Below are 16,251 nucleotides of genomic sequence, written 5' to 3'. Positions count from 1 at the left end.
CAGAACGCGCGATTCCGCGCAACCTCAATGTGCTCTAGCCGATCAGACATTACCTTGACAGGCGATCCCACAGGTCCGGAGATAGTTCTTGATTATTTGTTTTCCGCAACAAGCGCCGATTTGGTGACCACGCCTAGATATCGTCGTCGCACTTCAGCTGAGTCTTTGCAAAACGGCAGATCTTCATAGTGATGTAGTGGCTCTGATTGGGGCGCCAGGATTCGAACCTGGGAATGGCGGTACCAAAAACCGCTGCCTTACCGCTTGGCTACGCCCCACCAGCGGGTCGCCGGGGCGACGGCGCCTGGATAGGACCGCGCCCCGCCCTCGTAAAGCCCCGCCGTGCAGCCGGGCCGCTCAATCCGCCCGGAACAGCCCCCCGGCCGCGCGCCACCAGCCGCCCGGCAGCCCCGCCGCCGCCGCCTCGGCCGCGCCGGGGCTGGCGAACAGCCCGAAGCAGGTGGCGCCGCTGCCGCTCATCCGCGCCAGCAGGCAGCCCGGCAGCCGGCCCAGCGCCGCCAGCACCTCCGCCACCGGCGGGCAGAGCGCGATGGCCGGGGCCTCGAGGTCGTTCCGCAGCCGGCCGAGGTCGCCGGCCATGGCCGCCGCATCGGCCCAGGCGGCGGGCAGCGCGGCGGCCGGGGTAAAGCCGGGCGGGCGGGCGCGGAACACCGCCGGGGTCGCCAGCGCCACCCCGGGGTTGACCAGCAGCAGCCCGCAGTCGGGCAGCGCCGGGGCGGGCCGCAGCACCTCCCCCACCCCCTGCATCCGCCGCGGCCGGGAGGCGAGGCAGACCGGCACATCCGCCCCCAGCCGCGCCCCGATCGCCGCCAGCCGCGCCTCGGGCAGGCCGAGGCCCCAGAGCCGGTCCAGCAGCCGCAGCGCCGCCGCCGCATCGGCCGAGCCGCCGCCGATGCCGGAGGCGACGGGCAGGTGCTTGGCCAGCCGCAGCGCCGCCCCGCCGGGCAGGCCCGCCTCGGCCGCCAGGGCGCGGGCGGCGCGCAGCACCAGGTTGTCCGGCTCGGCGGCGAGGCCGGCGGCGAAGGGGCCCTCCAGCGCCAGGGTCAGCGCCGCGGCCGGCGCCGCCGCCAGCAGGTCCGCGGCCGGGCCGAAGACCGCCAGGCTGTCCAGCAGGTGGTAGCCGTCGTCCCGCCGGCCGGTGACGTGCAGGTACAGGTTGACCTTGGCCGGCGCCGGCTCGCGCATCGCCGTCCCGCTCAGCGCTGGGCGGTGGAGGCGGGGTAGCCCGGCAGCCCGTCCCGCAGCTTGGTCTCGATCTTGGCGATCTCGACCGGCTCGGGGTCGAGCGCCAGGGCGCGGCGCCACTGGAACTGCGCCTCGCGCTGCCGCCCGGCGGCCCAGTAGGCGTCGCCCAGGTGGTCGTTGATGACGCTGCTGCGCGATTCCAGCTCGGCGGCCTTCTCCAGCCAGGTGATGGCCTCCGGCAGGTTGCCCAGGCGGAACATCACCCAGCCGAGGCTGTCGGCGATGTTGCCGTCCTGCGGCCGCAGCTCGGTCGCCCGCAGCAGCATGGCCTTGGCGCGGTCGAGGTTCTTGCCCTGCTCGGCCCAGGTGTAGCCGAGGTAATTCAGCACGTAGGGCTGCTCCGGCGCGAGCTCGAGCGCGCGCAGCAGGTCGGCCTCGGCCCGGGTCCAGTCGCCGGCGCGTTCCCGGGCGACGCCGCGGGCGTAGAACAGCGGCCAGTCCTTCTCGCCGCCCGCCGCCTCGCCGCCCGGCCCGCCGCGGGCCAGCGCCATGTCGTAGGCCTGCACCGCCTCGGGGAAGCGGTCGCGGCGGCGGAGCAGGTCGCCGAGCCGGGCGGCCGGCTGCGGCATGCCGGGGCTGGCGCCGGCCAGGCTGCGCAGCAGCGCCACCGCCTCGTCGGTGCGGTCGAGCCGGTCCAGCAGCGCGGCGCGGCGCAGCCCGACCACCGGGGCCAGCGGGTCCTCGGCCGGCACCTGCTCCAGCGCGGCCAGCGCCTGCTCGGGGTGGTTCTGGTCGGCCAGGGTGTCGGAGACCAGCACCTGGGCGACGGCGAAGCCGGGCCGCAGCCGCAGCGCCAGCTGGGCCAGCACCAGGGCGAAGTCGTTGGAGCCCTGGCCGCGCAGGGCGCTGGCCAGGGCGGTATAGGCCTCGGCCATGCCCTCCGCCGGGGAGGCGACGCCGCGATGCGCCAGGGTCAGCCGCCGGGTGGCCTCGGTCGCCGCCAGCGCGGCGTCGTCGCCGCTGGCGAGGATGCCGTCCAGCAGGCGCTGGGCCTCGGCGGCGCGGCCGGCCCGGCTCAGCACCCCGGCGGCCAGCACCGCCAGCCGCCAGGGCGGCTGCGGCTGGTCGGCCACCGCCTGGCGGGCGAAGCGCTCGGCGTCGCGCGGGCGGCCGGCGATATCGGCGATCAGGGCGGCATGCAGGGCGTTCAGCGCCCGCAGCCGGTTGGCCTCGACCAGCGGGCGGAGCGTCGCCAGCGCCTGGTCCGGCTGGCCGCGGCCGAGCTGGACCCAGGCCAGCAGCGTCGGCTGCAGCACCTGCACCGGGCCGCCGCGGGCGGTGGCGCGCAGCCGCTGCTCGGCCCGCTCCCAGCGGCCGGCCTGCACGTCGGCCCCGGCCAGCAGCAGGTTGGCGGCCGGGTTGTCGCCGAGGCGCCGGGCCAGCCGCACCGCATCCGCCCGGCCGTCCAGCAGGGCGGCGAGGAAGGCGCGGTTCAGCACCTCCGGCTGGTCCGGGTCGGCGCGGAGCGCGGCCAGCAGGTTGTCGGCGGCGGCGCGGGTGTCGGTCTCGGTGGTGGCGAAGCGGCCCGCGAGGTAGCTGCCGAAGGCGCCCATGCCGGGCTGGCCCAGGATGATGCGCGGCGCGCGGTCCCGCCCGGGGGCACTCGAGGCACCGCTGGCGCCGCAGGCGGACAGGAGGGCGGCTGCCAGGAGGACGAGCCGGAACGGGGGGCCGGGGAACTGCATCCCACCGAGGCTACCGCAGAATGCCGCGCTGCGATATCGCCGCGGTGCACGCCCGGGCCGGCTCTCCGGCGGCGGGGCCGCGACATCCTGGTTCGGACCGGTTTCGGCATGTTAGGGTGCCGCAACCATGGGTATTGCGAAGGGGTGAACCATGCGCGCACGCTTCCTGCTCCTCCTCGGCCTGGCGCTGGCCATGGCCGGCGGGCTCCCCGGCGGGGCCGCGCCGGCGCAGGCGCAGAACCGATTCAGCCTGGTGAACAGCACCGGCCAGACCATCGAGCGGGTCTTCGTCTCGCCCTCCCGCGTCTCCGCCTGGGGCCCCGACGTGCTGGGCCAGGCGGTGCTGCCGCCGGGGCAGAGCGCCTGGATCGTGCCGCAGCAGTCCGACTGCGTGCTCGACATCAAGGTGGTCTACCAGGGCGGGCGGGAGGAGGAGCGGCGGCAGGTGAATGCCTGCAGCCTCTCCCGCGTGGTCTGGGGCGGCACGCCCGCCGGGGCCGGCGACCCGAGCTTCCAATTCGTCAACGCCACCGGCGTGGTGGTGAACGAGCTCTATGTCTCGCTCAGCACCGACACCGGCTGGGGCCGCGACCGGCTCGGCCAGGGCACCCTGGCGCCGGGCGCCGGCCTGCCGGTCAGCCTGCCGGCGGGGAAGGTCTGCACCGTCGACATCCGCGTGGTCTATGCCGATGGGCGGGCGCTGGAGCGGCGGCGGGTGGAGACCTGCTCGCTCCGCGAGCTGAACTTCAGGTGATCCGGCCGTAGTCGCCGAATTGCGCGAAGACCCCGCGCAATTCGGCCTCGGTCAGCAGCACCGGGGCGAGGCCCGCGGCGCGCAGCGCCAGGTATTGCCGGGCGAGGTTCTCCACCTCCATCGCCAGGGTCCGCGCCCCCGCCAGGGTGCTGCCCAGCGCCACCGCGCCATGGTTGGCCAGCAGTGCCGCCCGGCGCCCGGCCAGGGCGGCGACGCAGGCCTCGGCCAGTTCGGCGGTGCCGAAGGTGGCATAGGCCGAGCAGGGGATATCCGCGCCGCCGCCGAGGGCGATCATGTAGTGGAAGGGCGGGATGCCCTGCCGCGCGCAGGACAGCGCGGTGGCGAAGGGGCTGTGGGTATGCACGACGGCCCCCGCCTCCGGCCGCGCCGCATAGATCGCGGCGTGCAGCCGCCATTCCGACGACGGCCGGCGGTGCCCGGCGAGGATGCCGCCGTCGGGCGCCACCTCCACCAGGTCCTCCGGCCCGCACTCCGCGTAGGGCAGCCCGGCCGGGGTGATCAGGCAGCCGCCCGCGGTGCGGCAGGACAGGTTGCCGGACTTGCTCGGCATGAAGCCGAGCGCATCCAGCGCCCGCGCCGCCTCGATGATCGCAGCCCTCACGCCCGGATCCAGGTCTCGGAGAAGGCCAGCATCGCCGTGCTGATGGCATGGCCGGCGACCACCCGCGGCAGGGGCTTGCCCGGCAGCGCCCGGCCGTTGACCGTGATGCCCGCGCTCTCGCAGCCGACGAAGAGGCTCGGCATGTGGTGCCGGCCGGTCGCCGAATGCTCCGGCGCCAGGGCGAAGCAGAAGGGCGCGCCGAGCCCGGCCCAGGTGAGCGTCACCTCCATCCCCGGCGCCTTCACCACCTCCGAATAGGTGCTGCCGGCATCGCCCTCGGTGGCGACGCTGTCGAGCGGGGCGTAGCGCAGCCCGGCCAGCCCCGGCAGCCCGCGCCAGGCGCCGAAGCTCGAGACGAAGCCGGCGACCAGGTAGCGCGCCAACGGCTCGTTGTCGGTCAGGCAGACATTGCCCGGGGCGTCGGCCTCGCCCGGGGATTGCAGCAGCACCAGCGCATGCCCGCGCCCATGCGGGGAGAGCACGACGCGGAAGAAGCTGGCCAGGGTGGTGAAGGGGCCGTCGGGGTCGGTCTTCAGGCTGATGCCGGGGTTCTCGCCGGACCATTCGACCTGTCCGGGGAAGCTGATGGGCTCGGCCATGGCGGGTCTCTCCTCTGCGGGCGGCCATTCAGCCATGCGCGCCCGGCGGCGGCCATCCTTCCCTTGAACAGGGGGCCGGGGACGTCCCATCTGCGACGCGATGCGGAACGGATGGCACGACGACGGGATGGGCCGGCGGCGCCTGGTCATGGCGCTGGTGGCGCTCGCCCTGCTGCTGCTGCCGGTGATGCCGCCGGTGGCCCGGCCCATGCCGGCCGCGGCGGCGGTCGCCGATTGCGCCGGGCATCACGCCGCACCGGCCGCGCTTGGGGCCGACCGAGGGGCCGACCGAGGGGCCGACCAAGCGGCCGGCCACGCCGCGCCGGAGCCCCAGCCGCCGCAGGCGCAACACGACGGCTGCTGCCTGGCCGGGCAATGCCCGATGCTGGTCACCCTGCCGCCGCCGGCGCCGCCGCCGCCGGCACAGGCCGGACCCGAGGCCGGGCCGCGGGCGACGGCCGCGCCCGGGTCGGAGCCGCCGGGCATCCTGCGGGGTCCGCCGCGGCCACCGCCGCGCGCCCGGGGCTGACGCCGCCGCCCCGGCCCGCCGGGCGGAACCGCCATCCCTGACCCCATTCCGGTCCCCGGCCGCGCGCCGGGACCAGAGGATACCGATCCATGCGATACCCCCTCCCCGGCCTCGCCCTCGCGGCGGGCCTGCTGCTCGGCGCCGCGCCATCCGCCCAGGCCAGCATCGAGGACGGCTACGTGCCCGGCGGCACCCCGGCCCCCACCACCTGGTACCGCCGGGCCGACCCGGCCGCCGCCGCGGCCGACCGCGCCTATGTCGAGGGCATGCGCGCCCACCACGCCGGCGCCCTGACGATGAGCGAGGCCTATCTCGCCGAGCCGGAGGCCAGCAGCCCGGTTGCTGCGCCGGCTGGCCCGGGCCATCATCCGCAACCAGCGCTTCGAGCTGGCCCTGCTCGAGGAGGTCGGGCGCAACCTGGCGCTGCCGCCGCTGCGGCTGGGCGGGCTGGTGCTGCAGCCGATGGCGACCGAGGGGCTGGCGCAGATGGCGCAATTCCAGCGCTCGCCGATCCCGGGGGCGATGGATGCCATCGCCACCGCCGCGGCGCCGGTCACGCGGGCGGACGTGCTCTTCGCCAAGGCAATGATCCTGCACCACCAGGGCGCGCTCGACATGGTGCGGGACTACCGGGCCGGGGCGGGTGCGAACGGCTTCCTCGGGCTGATGAACGTCGACATCGTCACCGACCAGACCCAGGAAATCGGGCTGATGCGGCGGGTGATCGCCGCCTGGCCGGGCGATGCGGCGGCGGTGGCGGTGCCGCCGGGCATGGTGCACGGCATGGCGGGGATGGCGCATGGCGCCATGCCCGGGCCGGCGGCGGACACCGCGCCCCCGGCCGATCCCCACGCCGGCCACGCCCCTGCGGCGCGGGCGCCGAGGGCGGCCCATGACCACGCGCCTGGCATGACGCACTGAGCGGGCGGCCCGCGCCGGGGCTGGATGCGGCCCCGGCGCCCGGCCGGATTCGCCCCGGCAGTGGACCAGGCAGGGGGAGACGGCGGCATGAGCGATGCGATCATCCGGCGCGACCCTGGCGGCGATCATCGCCACCGCCGGCCTGACCGTGCGGGAGGCCCTGCTGCGGATCTGGGAGCAGGACCGCAAGAGCGTGGTCTTCGTCACCCGCTCGATCTCGGAGGCGATCTTCCTCGCCGACCGGGTCGTGGTCATGGCCACCCGGCCCGGCGCGGTGAAGCAGGTCTTCGACATCGACATGCCCCGCCCGCGCGAGCGGACGGATGCCGATTTCGTCCGGCTCGAGCGCGATCACGCTGCTGGTCCGCGCCGAGGTGCAGAAGCTCGGGGTGACGCAGTCACTCCCGTTCGATGCCGGCCTGGCGGATCAGCGCCTCCCACCGCGCGTTGTCGGTGCCGATGCGTTGGCCGAGCGCCTCCGGCCCCAGCGGCAGCGGGGCGGTGGCCAGGGTGGCGAATTGCTGCCGCACCGCCGGCCGGGCCAGCGCCGCCCGGATGGCGGCATCGATCCGCCCGACCGTGGCGGCCGGGGTGCCGGCCGGAGCGACCAGGGCGATCATGGTCTCGAGCGCCGCCGCCGCATCGGGGAAGGCCTCGCGCAAGACCGGTATCTCCGGCGCCAGGGCGCTGCGGGACCCGGCCGAGGTGGCGAGCGGCCTGATGCCGCCGGCCTTCGCCTGCGCCAGGGCGCTGCCGAGGTCGACCACCGCCGCCTCGACATGGCCGCCGACCAGGTCCGTCATCGCCTGCGGGATGCCGCGGTAGCTGACCGCGACCGGCCGGGTGCCGCTCGCCGCGGCGAAGAGCGCCAGCGCCACCTGGCCGCTCGGCGAGCCGTAGGCGACGCTGAGCGGCGGGTCCTGCCGCCCGGCCCGCGCCGCCAGTTCCGCCACCGAGCGGATCGGCGAGGCGCCGCCGACCAGGAAGACCATGCAGGTGGCGCCGATGCCGGAGACCGGCCGGAAGCTCTCGACCGGGTCGTAGGGCAGCATCCGGTAGAGGCTGCGGGCCACGAACAGCAGCGAGGAGGCGACCAGCAGGGTATGGCCGTCCGCCGGGCTGCGGGCGACCAGGGCGGCGCCCAGGGTCCCCTGCGCCCCGGCGCGGTTGTCCACCAGCACCGGCTGGCCCAGCGCCTCCTGCAGCGGCGCCGCCAGGGCGCGGGCCACGCCATCGGTGACCGACCCGGCCGGGAAGGGCACCACCAGGGTAAGCGGCCGCGTGGCGGGCTCGGCCGCCCCGGCCCCGCGCCAACCGGCCATGCTGGCCAACACCGCGGGCAATGCGCGGCGATCGATCATGGTCGGTGTCCCCCGGGTTCGGCGCCATCTCAGCCCGCCCGGCGATGGCCGGCAAGCGGGCGGCGGGGGGTGACCTGCCGCCACCGCGTGCTACCACTGCGGCAACCGGCCGAGACCGGACACACCAGAGGGCAGGATCCGAGGAGCATGATCGACTACCGGGTGCAGGACCACGTCGCCGAGATCCTGTTCAACAACCCGCCAGTGAACGCCATCACCGAGGCCTTCCTGGACCGGCTGATCGCCCTGCTGGAACGGGCGCGGGACGACCGGGCGGTGCGGGCGGTGATCCTCGCCAGCGCCGTCCCCGGGCGGTTCTGCGCCGGCCTCGACCTCGCCGCCTTCCGGCGCAGCACGCCCTCGGAGGTGCATGCCGTCGTCGGCAAGCTCTATGCCCAGCTCAGCGAATTGCAGTCGGGCCTCGGCAAGCCCTCGATCGCGGCCATCACCGGCGCGGCGCGCGGCGGCGGCATGTCGGTCGCCATCACCTGCGACATCATCCTGGCCGCCGATACCGCGACCTTCGGCTACCCGGAGCTCGACATCGGCCTGCTGCCGGCGATCCACTACACCCACCTGCCCCGCATCGTCGGCCGCTACCGCGCCTTCGAGCTGCTCTTCACCGGGCGCAGCTTCGACGCGGCGGAGGCGGTCTCGCTCGGCCTCGTCACCCGGCACGTGCCCGAGGCGGAGCTGCTGGCGGAGGCGCGCCGCATGGCCGCGGTCTTCGCCGCCAAGTCGCCGGAGCTGATGCGGCTGGGCAAGGCCGCCTTCATGCGCGCCATCGACAACGGCTACCGCCAGGGCGCGGCCGGCGCGGTCGATACCGTCTCGACCGTCTTCGGCACCGAGGCCTGCCGGGAAGGGCTCGCCGCCTTCGTCGAGAAGCGCAAGCCGGTCTGGAAGCCGGCATGAGCGAGTTCGACCCCGCCCCATTCGATCCAGCCCGGCACCGCATGGTGCCGCAGCAGCGCTGGTTCGGCGACTTCACCCTCGGGGAACGCTTCGTCCTGCCCAGCCGGACGATGACCGAGGCCATCTTCCTCGCCTTCCAGGCGGCCAGCGGCGACAACCACCCGGTCCACTACGACGCCGAATACTGCCGCGCCCGCGGCATGCCGCAGATGCTGGCGCATGGCCTGCAGACGCTGATCCAGACCGCGCCGGGGGCCGGGCTGTTCCCGCACCTGGTCGAGGAGTCGCTGGTCGGCTTCCTCGAGCAGTCGAGCCGCTTCCACAAGCCGGTCTTCGTCGGCGACACGCTCTATCCGGCGCTGACCGTCGCCGAGCTGACGCCGCGGCGGACCACCGGCGTCGTCGGCCTCGGCAGCACCGTGCACAACCAGCGCCGCGAACTGGTGCTGGACGGCATGCAGCGCTTCATCATCCGCATGCGGGGGCCGGCGGCGGGCTGAGGCCCGGCGTCGCCCGCACCGACAGGAGAAGACCGGCATGACCCTTCCGCTGCGCATCGGCATCTGGGCCCTGGTCCACGGCAACCGCGCCGCGCTGCACGACCCGGAGGAGCCCTACGACGCCTCCTGGCAGCGCAACCGCCGGCTGGTGCTGGAGGCGGAGGCGCTGGGCTACGACTGCGTGCTGGTCGCCCAGCACACGATGAACCCGCACCGGCCGGACCTCGGCCAGCTCGAGGCCTGGACCGCCTCCGCCGCGCTGGCGGCGGAGACGCGGCGGATCGAGCTCATCACCGCGATCAAGCCGATGCTCTACCACCCCGTGGTGCTGGCGAAGATGGCGCTGCAGATCGAGGAGATCAGCGGCGGCCGCTTCGCCATCAACCTGGTGAACGCCTGGAACCGCAAGGAGATCGAGGACGCCGGGATGCTCTTCCGCGAGCACGACGAGCGCTACGCCTATGGCGCCGAATGGCTCGGCGTCGTGGAGCGGCTGATGCGGGGCGAGCAGGTCGACCACCAGGGCCGCTACTTCCAGGTGAAGGACTACCTGCTGCGCCCGGCCGCCGCGACCCGGCCGCGGCCGCGCATCTACGTCGGCGGCGAATCCGGCCCGGCGCGGGACCTGGTGGCGGCGCAGGCGGATGTCTGGTTCATCAACGGCCAGCCGGTCGAGGACGTGGCGGCGCTGATCGCCGACGTCCGCCGGCGGCCGCGGGCCGGGGAGCCGGTGCGCTTCGGCCTCTCCACCTTCGTCATCGCCCGGGAGACCGAGGCGGAGGCGCAGGCGGCCTACCGGCGCCTGCTGGCCCTGGCGCAGCAGGATGCGGAGATCAAGGCCTATGTGAAGGCCAATACCGACGCCGCCGTCGCCATGCGCAAGACCCAGGCGAAGTTCGAGAGCGTCGGCACCAACGGCGGCACCGCCGGCGGCACGGTCGGCAGCTACGACCAGGTGGCGGCGCGGCTGATGCAGTTCCATGCCGCGGGGATCGATACCCTGCTCACGCAGTTCCAGCCCTTCGAGCCGGAGATGCGGCGCTTCGCCGAGCACGTGATGCCGCGCTTGGCGGCGATCCGGCCGGGGTGAGGCAGGCAGGGGCGATCAGGCCATGGGTCAGACTTTGAGCTCGCCGACATCCATCGCGACGATGCGGCACGCTTCGGAATAGCAGCGTCCGGGCGCAGGAGATCGGCGCCGGCGGCATCGGGCCGAGCCGGCGCGGGCCGCCGGCCGTGCCGCGGTGACCGTGGCCGCACGGACCGGAAGGGGTAATCCGCCGTGGGTATGGCGGCTCCGAAGGGGAGGAGGCGACGGCGCCGCCCTATCCCGATACCCCCTATGGAATTCGCCTCCCGAATTGGACAGTCGTTCGAAAGGGAGATGCGGCATGGCAACGGTGACCGGGTTCGATCTCAACGGCAGCCGCGCCGGGTTGAACGAGGCCCGTGCCTATGTCGAGAACGCCGCGGCGATCGACCTGGCGCCGGTCGCCACGGTGAGCGCGGTCGGGAATTTCGCTGGCCAGAGCCTGAGGATCTCCGGCCTCCTGCCGGAGACCAGGATCGGGTTCGACGGCTTCGCATCCCTGTCCGGCGCCAACGTCCGGATCAGCGGCACGACCATCGGCACCATCACCGGCGGCAGCAACGGCGTGGATATCGTCATCGCCTTCAACGCCAGCGCCACGGCCGCCCGCATCCAGACGCTCATTCAGGAGCTCACCTTCGCCAGCACCAGCGACGCCCCCGCGGCCAGCCAGGCCGTCACGTTCAACCTGGCCGGCACGGTCAGGACCGCCGTCATCAGCGTCACCGCGGTCAACGACCTGCCCCAGCTCGACCTCAACGGCACCGCGTCCGGCACCAATGGCGCGGCCAGCGTCCGCGAGCAGACGCCGACCGCGATCGCCCCTGCGGCCATCCTTACGGATGCGGATTCCCCCAGCCTCACCGCCCTGACCGCAACCCTGACCACGCGACCGAACGGCGACGCGGTCGAATCGCTGGCGCTCGGGGCGGCCGCAGCGCAGCTGGCCACGGCGGCCGGGCTGGCGGTCGGCTACAATGCGGCAACCGGCAGCCTCGGCATCACCGGTACCGCCCCCCAGGACACCTATCAGGCCATCCTGCGCGGCGTCGTCTACGACAACCTCAGCGACGCCCCGACAGGCGCGAACCGGACCGTCCGGGTCACCGCGAACGACGGCCAGGGCCCGAGCGCCGCCCGCGACCTGGCCGTCACCCTGGCGGCGGTCAATGATGCGCCGGTGCCCGACCTCAACGGCAGCGCGTCCGGCACCTCCGTCACCCTGGCCTGGCGCGGCGGCGATCCGGCGGTCCGCATCGCCCCGGCGGGCAGCATCCTCGATGCCGATTCGGCGAATTTCAACGGTGGCTTCCTGCGGGCCGAACTGACCCAGAACGGCACCCTGGCCGATAAGCTCGGCATCCTCGCCGATGGCGTGGTCACCCTGGCCAATGGCGGCGCCACCGTCGCCGTCAATGGCACCGCCATCGGCACCGTCTCGGGCGGCGGCAATGGCGCGGCGCTCGTCATCGGCTTCACCAGCGCCAGCGCGACCCCGGCGAATGTCCAGGCCGTGCTCGGCCGCATCGGCTACAGCAGCACCGCCGCTTCCACCGCGACCAAGCAGGTGACGTTCACGCTGAACGACGGCGACGGCACCGCCAATGGCGGCCAGGCCACGGGCAGCGCCACGGCAACCATCGCGCTGACGGCCGGCGGGAACATCGCCCCGGTCCTCACCGGCGACCTGGCAGCCCCGATTGCCGGCGCGGCCTATGTCATCACCACCGCCGACCTGTCCTTCACCGACCCCGACGACCTGGCCTCGGGCGTGACCTTCACCGTCAGCGGCGCCGTCAACGGCGGCATCCTGGTGGAGGGCGTGACGGCCGGCAGCTTCACCGGACAGCAGCTCGCCGCCGGCGCGGTCTCCTTCCGCTTCAGCGACCCGGGGGTCACGGCGGCGTCCTTCGCGGTCTCGGTGGAGGATGGCAACGAGGACGGCTCGACTCCGGTGCCGCGCACCTTCCAGTTCACCGCCAGCCCGCCGCCGTCCGGCACGCTCAGCTTCGCCGACGCCACGCAGGGCGTCGCGGCCGACCTCGCGGCGGCGTCCTGGCATCCCGCGCTGCGGATGATGCCCTTCGGTGATTCGATCACGAATGGCGATGCCCCCGAGGGCAGCGACGAGCATGGCTACCGCGGCTTCCTCTGGCAGAACCTGGCCGGGGCCGGCGTGCTGGCCGATTTCGTCGGACCCAACAGCAATGGCCTGGTGCCCGACCCGGACCATGCCGGCTATCCCGGCGAGACCGCGGACGACCTGCTGGCGCTGCTGCCAAGCCTGCTCGCCACCTATGCACCGGGCGCCGTCCTGCTGCTGGCCGGCGCCAACGACATCCTCCAGGAGACCAACGCGCAGAACTCGGTCGGCCCCGAGATCCGGGCCATGCTGGACCTGCTGGCGCAGCGGAGCCCGGCCACGACCGTCTATGTCTCGACGGTCCTGCCGCTCAGCGGCAACACGGCGGAAGTCGATGCCGTCAATGTCGCCATCCGGGCGGTCGTCGCCGATGCCATCGGCCGCGGCCAGACCGTCCGTCAGGTGGAGATGCTGAGCGTCAGCACCGCAGACCTGTTCGACGGCATCCACCCGACCGATGGCGGCTACCTGGAGATGGCCGGATACTGGACCACCGCGATACTGGCCGATCCGCCGGCCGGCGGGCCGTCCACCGCCATCGGCGCCGGCGTGGCCGCACTGACCGGCAGCGCCTTCAATGATCTGCTGACCGGGGATGGCGGGCCGAATTCGCTGCTCGGCGGCGGCGGCAACGACTGGCTGGCAGGCGGCGGCGGCGCCGATACGCTGTCCGGTGGTGCCGGCCGGGATACGCTCATCGGCGGTCAGGGTGCCGACAGCCTCAGCGGAGGCGCGGAGGCCGATGCCTTCGCCTTCGCCGCGGGTTTCGGGGGCGATACCCTGGCCGACTTCCGCCCGGGCGAGGACCGGCTGGATCTCCGCGCGCTCGGCCTGACCATCGGCAGCTTCGACGCCTGGCTGGGAAGCCACGCGGTGGCGTCCGGCGGGGATACGATCATCACGATCGACGCGGACAACACCATCGCCCTCGCGGGTGTCGCCATCGCCAGCCTGCGCGCGACGGATTTCGCATTCGCCTGATGACCAGACCGCCACGCGGCCATCAGCGGGACGCGGGGCGCCGCATCCGAGCGCGGGCGAAGCGCGGGGCCCGGCGGGACCGACGCCCTGCATGGTCCGGATGGTGTCCGCGGCGGGATTCGAACCCACGGCCCCAGGATTCAATTCCACTTCGGCTTTCGCCGCCGCCGCTTGCGCGACGTTCGTGGTCTGGACTGTCCCTTCACCCTAGGCCGAGGCCCTTAGGTGCCGCCCGTCCAGTCTCTACACCTTCCCCGCGGCTTTCGCCGGGGGCTTGGCTCGGGATCGGCAAGGCGCTGAGGGCGCCCGAGCTTTCCCCGACTTTGAGCGGATCCGTTGCGCCGTTTCCGGGCGCAACGCCCAATTAACCCTTAGGAATCCTGTACTCTATCCGGCTGAGCTACGCGGACACTGGCGCCAGCATAGCCCAGCCGGGCCTGCGGGAAAAGCCGCTACCGGCTCCGCTCGATGTTCCACAGGACGGGGAAGCCGAAGTCGATCACCCCCTTCAGCTCGGCGCGCCAGACCGCCGGGGCCTGGAACTGGCCGTCGACGGGGAAGGTGACGTTCTCGATCGCCAGCCGCTGGAGGTCGGCGGCCAGCGCCTTGCGCTTCTCCGGGTCGCTCTCGGCGGCGAAGGCGTCCAGCACCGGGGTCATCGCCGGGACGCAATAGCCCCAGGGCTGGGTATTGGTGCAGTTGTAGCCGATGCCGACGTTGCTCAGCGGGTCCGCCATGTCGAAGCCGGTATAGATCACCGGCACCAGGTTCCAGCCGCCGCGCTCGATCGGCTCCCGCGCCACCCAGCGCTGGGCGATGGAGGACCAGTCGGAGGTACTGACGTCGAGGTTGAAGCCGGCGCGCTTCAGCCTGTCGATCACCACCAGCGCCATCGGGTTGATCAGCGCGCTGTCGGCCGGCTGCAGGATGACGATGCGCTCGTTGGCGTAGCCGGCCTCCCGCAGCAGGGCGCGGGCGCGCTCGAGGCTCGGGGCGCGGATGGCCTCGCCGCCGGCGTCGCTGCTGTAGCGGGTGCCGCAGAGGTACATCGAGGTGCAGCCCGCATCGGTCATGCCCTCGGGCAGGCCGTGGCCGGCCAGGATCTCGCTGCGGTCGAGCGCCGCCTGCAGGGCCCGGCGCATCGGCAGCCGGTCGAAGGGCGGCAGGTGGTGGTTGATGCTGACGCCGCCGACGATATGGGCGATGCCGCCGGGCCTGGCGATGACCAGGTTGCGGTCGCGGCGGAAGATCGAGAGGTAGTCGATCGGGCCGTATTCCAGGTAGTCCACCTCGCCCCTGGTCAGCGCCGCGGCGCGCAGCGAGACATCCGGCAGGGTGACGAACTCGACGCGCTCGATATGCGCGACCTTGCCGCCGGCGAGGCCGTCGGCCGGCTCGGGGCGCGGGACGTAGCGCGGGTTGCGGCGGAAGAAGGTGCGCTCGCCCGGCACCCATTCGTCCCGGAGGAACAGGTAGGGGCCGCTGCCGACGACCTCGGCCACCGCCTGGGTCGGCGGGGTGGTGCCGGCCAGCCGCGCCGGCATGATGAAGGGCACGTGCACGCTCGGCTTGCCGAGGGCGTCGATGACGCCGCCGAAGGGCTGCGCCAGTTGCAGCACGAAGCGGTTCGGCGCCTCGGCGCGCAGCTCCTTCGTCGCCGCGATCAGCCGGCGGCCGATGGAATCACGGGCGCCCCAGCGCTTGAGGGAGGCGATGACGTCATCCGCCGTGACAGGCGTGCCGTCGCTGAATTCCAGGCCGGGGCGCAGGGTGAAAGTCCAGGTCAGCTTGTCCTCGCTGACCTGCCAGCCCTCCAGCATCTGCGGCTGGTACTCGCCCTTGCCGTCCATGGCGACGAGGGTGTCGTAGACCATGTAGGCGAAGTTGCGGGTGACGAAGGAGGGGCTGGCGATCGGGTCGAGGTTCTGCAGCCCGACGTTCAGCACCAGGCGCAGCGGCCGCTCGCGCGGCTGGGCGCTGGCGCCGAGGGCCAGGGTGCAGCCGGCGAGGAGGCCCAGCAGCAGGCGTCGCAGCATGGTCTCAGCCCTTCTCATGGCCGGCGGCCCAGGCCTCGGCGACCTCGGTCCCGGTGGCGAACCAGACGTCCGGGAAGGTCTTGATCCACTGGATCATCTCCCGCAGCAGCATGATCCGGCTCGGCCGGCCGCTGACCTGCGGATGCATCACCAGGTTGTAGAGCCCGCCCCAGCGGTAGATCTCGCGGAACTCGTCCTGGAAGACCTGCCGGATGTGGCTGTTCGGGAAGATCGGCCGCGGGCCCTTGATGCTGAACAGCGCATAGACCGCGTCGTCCAGGCTCCAGTGCCAGGGCAGCTCGACCGGGCCGCGGCTGCCGTCGGGCATGACGTGGCGATAGGGGTTGATGTCGTCGAGCAGCGAGCTGTCGTACAGGAACTCGTGCTTCTGCAGCAGGCGGATGAGGTTGTCGCTGGTCTCCCCGGCCGGCGAGCGGTAGCCCTTGGGCACCACGCCGAGGCAGCGCTTCAGCGCCTCGAGGCCCTTCTCCATCTCCTCGACCTCCTTGTCGGGGAAGGACGGGTCGATCCAGCTGTGGGAATAGCTGTGGTGGGCGATCTCGTGGCCCTCGCGCAGGATCATCTCGGCGCGGTCCTGGTGGGTCTCGGCGGTCCAGCCGACGACGAAGAAGGTGGCCTTCACCCCTTCCTCGCGCAGCGTCTGCAGGATCATCGGCACGCCGACCTTGGCGCCGTACCTGCCCTGGCTGAGGATGCCGGGGCGGCGGATATTCTCCGGGTCGCGCGCCAGCCACAGCGTCTCGGCGTCGAAGTCGAAGGTCAGCATGACCGCGACCCGCGCCTTGTTCGGCCAGTTGACTCGCATGTCGATCATCGGGGGCACTCCTT

At 73.3% G+C, this 16,251-nt stretch carries 15 protein-coding genes and 1 tRNA gene; 7 read left to right on the top strand and 9 right to left on the bottom strand.

Annotated elements, in window-relative coordinates; all coding sequences use genetic code 11:
* Positions 1–206: 206 nt before the first annotated feature.
* The 3 genes from QWZ14_RS22590 to QWZ14_RS22580 all read right to left on the bottom strand — a co-directional run bounded on the left by QWZ14_RS22590 (position 207) and on the right by QWZ14_RS22580 (position 2,951).
* Positions 207–278: transfer RNA gene (locus tag QWZ14_RS22590), tRNA-Gln, on the bottom strand.
* Between the two features lie 79 nt (positions 279–357).
* Positions 358–1,206, bottom strand: a complete 849-nt coding sequence (locus tag QWZ14_RS22585; protein ID WP_290319189.1) for a 4-(cytidine 5'-diphospho)-2-C-methyl-D-erythritol kinase — start codon at positions 1,204–1,206, stop codon at positions 358–360.
* Positions 1,207–1,217: 11 nt separating this feature from the next.
* Positions 1,218–2,951 carry a tetratricopeptide repeat protein gene (locus QWZ14_RS22580; RefSeq protein ID WP_290319188.1) on the bottom strand — a complete coding sequence of 578 codons (1,734 nt, stop codon included), beginning with the start codon at positions 2,949–2,951 and terminating at the stop codon, positions 1,218–1,220.
* A gap of 151 nt (positions 2,952–3,102) precedes the next feature.
* On the opposite strand from QWZ14_RS22580, the gene QWZ14_RS22575 reads away from it, so the two are divergent.
* A complete protein-coding gene (locus tag QWZ14_RS22575) occupies positions 3,103–3,705 on the top strand; it encodes a Tat pathway signal protein (protein WP_290319187.1) in 603 nt (200 codons plus the stop codon).
* Here QWZ14_RS22575 and QWZ14_RS22570 read toward each other — a convergent pair.
* Positions 3,698–4,327 (bottom strand): class II aldolase/adducin family protein, encoded by a 630-nt coding sequence (locus QWZ14_RS22570; protein ID WP_290319186.1) that lies wholly within the window; start codon positions 4,325–4,327, stop codon positions 3,698–3,700. The two genes, QWZ14_RS22575 and QWZ14_RS22570, sit on opposite strands and share 8 nt — an antisense overlap.
* Positions 4,324–4,926, bottom strand: a complete 603-nt coding sequence (locus QWZ14_RS22565; protein WP_290319185.1) for a hypothetical protein — start codon at positions 4,924–4,926, stop codon at positions 4,324–4,326. Before QWZ14_RS22565 ends, QWZ14_RS22570 begins: the two co-directional genes overlap by 4 nt.
* Positions 4,927–5,026: 100 nt before the next feature.
* Between QWZ14_RS22565 and QWZ14_RS22560 the strand changes: the two genes are divergently transcribed.
* Positions 5,027–5,455, top strand: a complete 429-nt coding sequence (locus QWZ14_RS22560; RefSeq protein WP_290319184.1) for a hypothetical protein — start codon at positions 5,027–5,029, stop codon at positions 5,453–5,455.
* Positions 5,456–5,794: 339 nt separating this feature from the next.
* Complete coding sequence (locus QWZ14_RS22555; protein WP_290319183.1) at positions 5,795–6,376, top strand: DUF305 domain-containing protein; 582 nt, start codon at positions 5,795–5,797, stop codon at positions 6,374–6,376.
* 100 nt (positions 6,377–6,476) lie between these two features.
* Here the strand turns inward: QWZ14_RS22555 and QWZ14_RS22550 are convergent, their stop codons facing one another.
* Together QWZ14_RS22550 and QWZ14_RS22545 are read right to left on the bottom strand one after the other, a co-directional pair.
* Entirely contained in the window at positions 6,477–6,731 is a 255-nt protein-coding gene (locus tag QWZ14_RS22550) for a hypothetical protein (RefSeq protein WP_290319182.1), read from the bottom strand.
* Between the two features lie 43 nt (positions 6,732–6,774).
* Positions 6,775–7,737 carry a Bug family tripartite tricarboxylate transporter substrate binding protein gene (locus QWZ14_RS22545; RefSeq protein ID WP_290319181.1) on the bottom strand — a complete coding sequence of 321 codons (963 nt, stop codon included), beginning with the start codon at positions 7,735–7,737 and terminating at the stop codon, positions 6,775–6,777.
* A gap of 147 nt (positions 7,738–7,884) precedes the next feature.
* Here QWZ14_RS22545 and QWZ14_RS22540 point away from each other — a divergent pair, with 147 nt between their 5' ends.
* From QWZ14_RS22540 to QWZ14_RS22525, 4 genes are all read left to right on the top strand, one after another.
* Positions 7,885–8,652 (top strand): enoyl-CoA hydratase/isomerase family protein, encoded by a 768-nt coding sequence (locus QWZ14_RS22540; protein WP_290319180.1) that lies wholly within the window; start codon positions 7,885–7,887, stop codon positions 8,650–8,652.
* Positions 8,649–9,152: a MaoC family dehydratase gene (locus QWZ14_RS22535; protein ID WP_290319179.1), complete on the top strand. Its 504-nt coding sequence runs from the start codon at positions 8,649–8,651 to the stop codon at positions 9,150–9,152. Before QWZ14_RS22540 ends, QWZ14_RS22535 begins: the two co-directional genes overlap by 4 nt.
* 37 nt (positions 9,153–9,189) lie before the next feature.
* Positions 9,190–10,242 (top strand): LLM class flavin-dependent oxidoreductase, encoded by a 1,053-nt coding sequence (locus QWZ14_RS22530; RefSeq protein ID WP_290319178.1) that lies wholly within the window; start codon positions 9,190–9,192, stop codon positions 10,240–10,242.
* Between the two features lie 301 nt (positions 10,243–10,543).
* Positions 10,544–13,366 carry a GDSL-type esterase/lipase family protein gene (locus QWZ14_RS22525; RefSeq protein WP_290319177.1) on the top strand — a complete coding sequence of 941 codons (2,823 nt, stop codon included), beginning with the start codon at positions 10,544–10,546 and terminating at the stop codon, positions 13,364–13,366.
* Positions 13,367–13,818: 452 nt separating this feature from the next.
* Here QWZ14_RS22525 and QWZ14_RS22520 read toward each other — a convergent pair whose 3' ends face one another.
* Both QWZ14_RS22520 and QWZ14_RS22515 read right to left on the bottom strand, forming a co-directional pair.
* Positions 13,819–15,402 carry an ABC transporter substrate-binding protein gene (locus QWZ14_RS22520; protein WP_290319176.1) on the bottom strand — a complete coding sequence of 528 codons (1,584 nt, stop codon included), beginning with the start codon at positions 15,400–15,402 and terminating at the stop codon, positions 13,819–13,821.
* Positions 15,403–15,406: 4 nt separating this feature from the next.
* Positions 15,407–16,237, bottom strand: a complete 831-nt coding sequence (locus QWZ14_RS22515; RefSeq protein ID WP_290319175.1) for a polysaccharide deacetylase family protein — start codon at positions 16,235–16,237, stop codon at positions 15,407–15,409.
* Positions 16,238–16,251 lie beyond the last annotated feature (14 nt).

This window comes from Paeniroseomonas aquatica, from assembly GCF_030409335.1.
Lineage (GTDB): Bacteria > Pseudomonadota > Alphaproteobacteria > Acetobacterales > Acetobacteraceae > Belnapia > Belnapia aquatica.
The sequence above is the reverse complement of the archived record's forward strand: the minus strand, read 5'-3'. Positions and strand labels throughout refer to the sequence as shown.

Excerpts from the sequence above, each read along its gene's own strand:
- QWZ14_RS22580 (WP_290319188.1), bottom strand. The coding sequence starts at position 2,951 with ATGCAGTTCCCCGGCCCCCCGTTCCGGCTCGTCCTCCTGGCAGCCGCC.
- QWZ14_RS22565 (WP_290319185.1), bottom strand. The coding sequence starts at position 4,926 with ATGGCCGAGCCCATCAGCTTCCCCGGACAGGTCGAATGGTCCGGCGAG.
- QWZ14_RS22515 (WP_290319175.1), bottom strand. The coding sequence starts at position 16,237 with ATGATCGACATGCGAGTCAACTGGCCGAACAAGGCGCGGGTCGCGGTC.
- QWZ14_RS22520 (WP_290319176.1), bottom strand. The coding sequence starts at position 15,402 with ATGCTGCGACGCCTGCTGCTGGGCCTCCTCGCCGGCTGCACCCTGGCC.
- QWZ14_RS22530 (WP_290319178.1), top strand. The coding sequence starts at position 9,190 with ATGACCCTTCCGCTGCGCATCGGCATCTGGGCCCTGGTCCACGGCAAC.
- QWZ14_RS22545 (WP_290319181.1), bottom strand. The coding sequence starts at position 7,737 with ATGATCGATCGCCGCGCATTGCCCGCGGTGTTGGCCAGCATGGCCGGT.
- QWZ14_RS22585 (WP_290319189.1), bottom strand. The coding sequence starts at position 1,206 with ATGCGCGAGCCGGCGCCGGCCAAGGTCAACCTGTACCTGCACGTCACC.
- QWZ14_RS22525 (WP_290319177.1), top strand. The coding sequence starts at position 10,544 with ATGGCAACGGTGACCGGGTTCGATCTCAACGGCAGCCGCGCCGGGTTG.
- QWZ14_RS22535 (WP_290319179.1), top strand. The coding sequence starts at position 8,649 with ATGAGCGAGTTCGACCCCGCCCCATTCGATCCAGCCCGGCACCGCATG.
- QWZ14_RS22540 (WP_290319180.1), top strand. The coding sequence starts at position 7,885 with ATGATCGACTACCGGGTGCAGGACCACGTCGCCGAGATCCTGTTCAAC.
- QWZ14_RS22575 (WP_290319187.1), top strand. The coding sequence starts at position 3,103 with ATGCGCGCACGCTTCCTGCTCCTCCTCGGCCTGGCGCTGGCCATGGCC.
- QWZ14_RS22560 (WP_290319184.1), top strand. The coding sequence starts at position 5,027 with ATGCGGAACGGATGGCACGACGACGGGATGGGCCGGCGGCGCCTGGTC.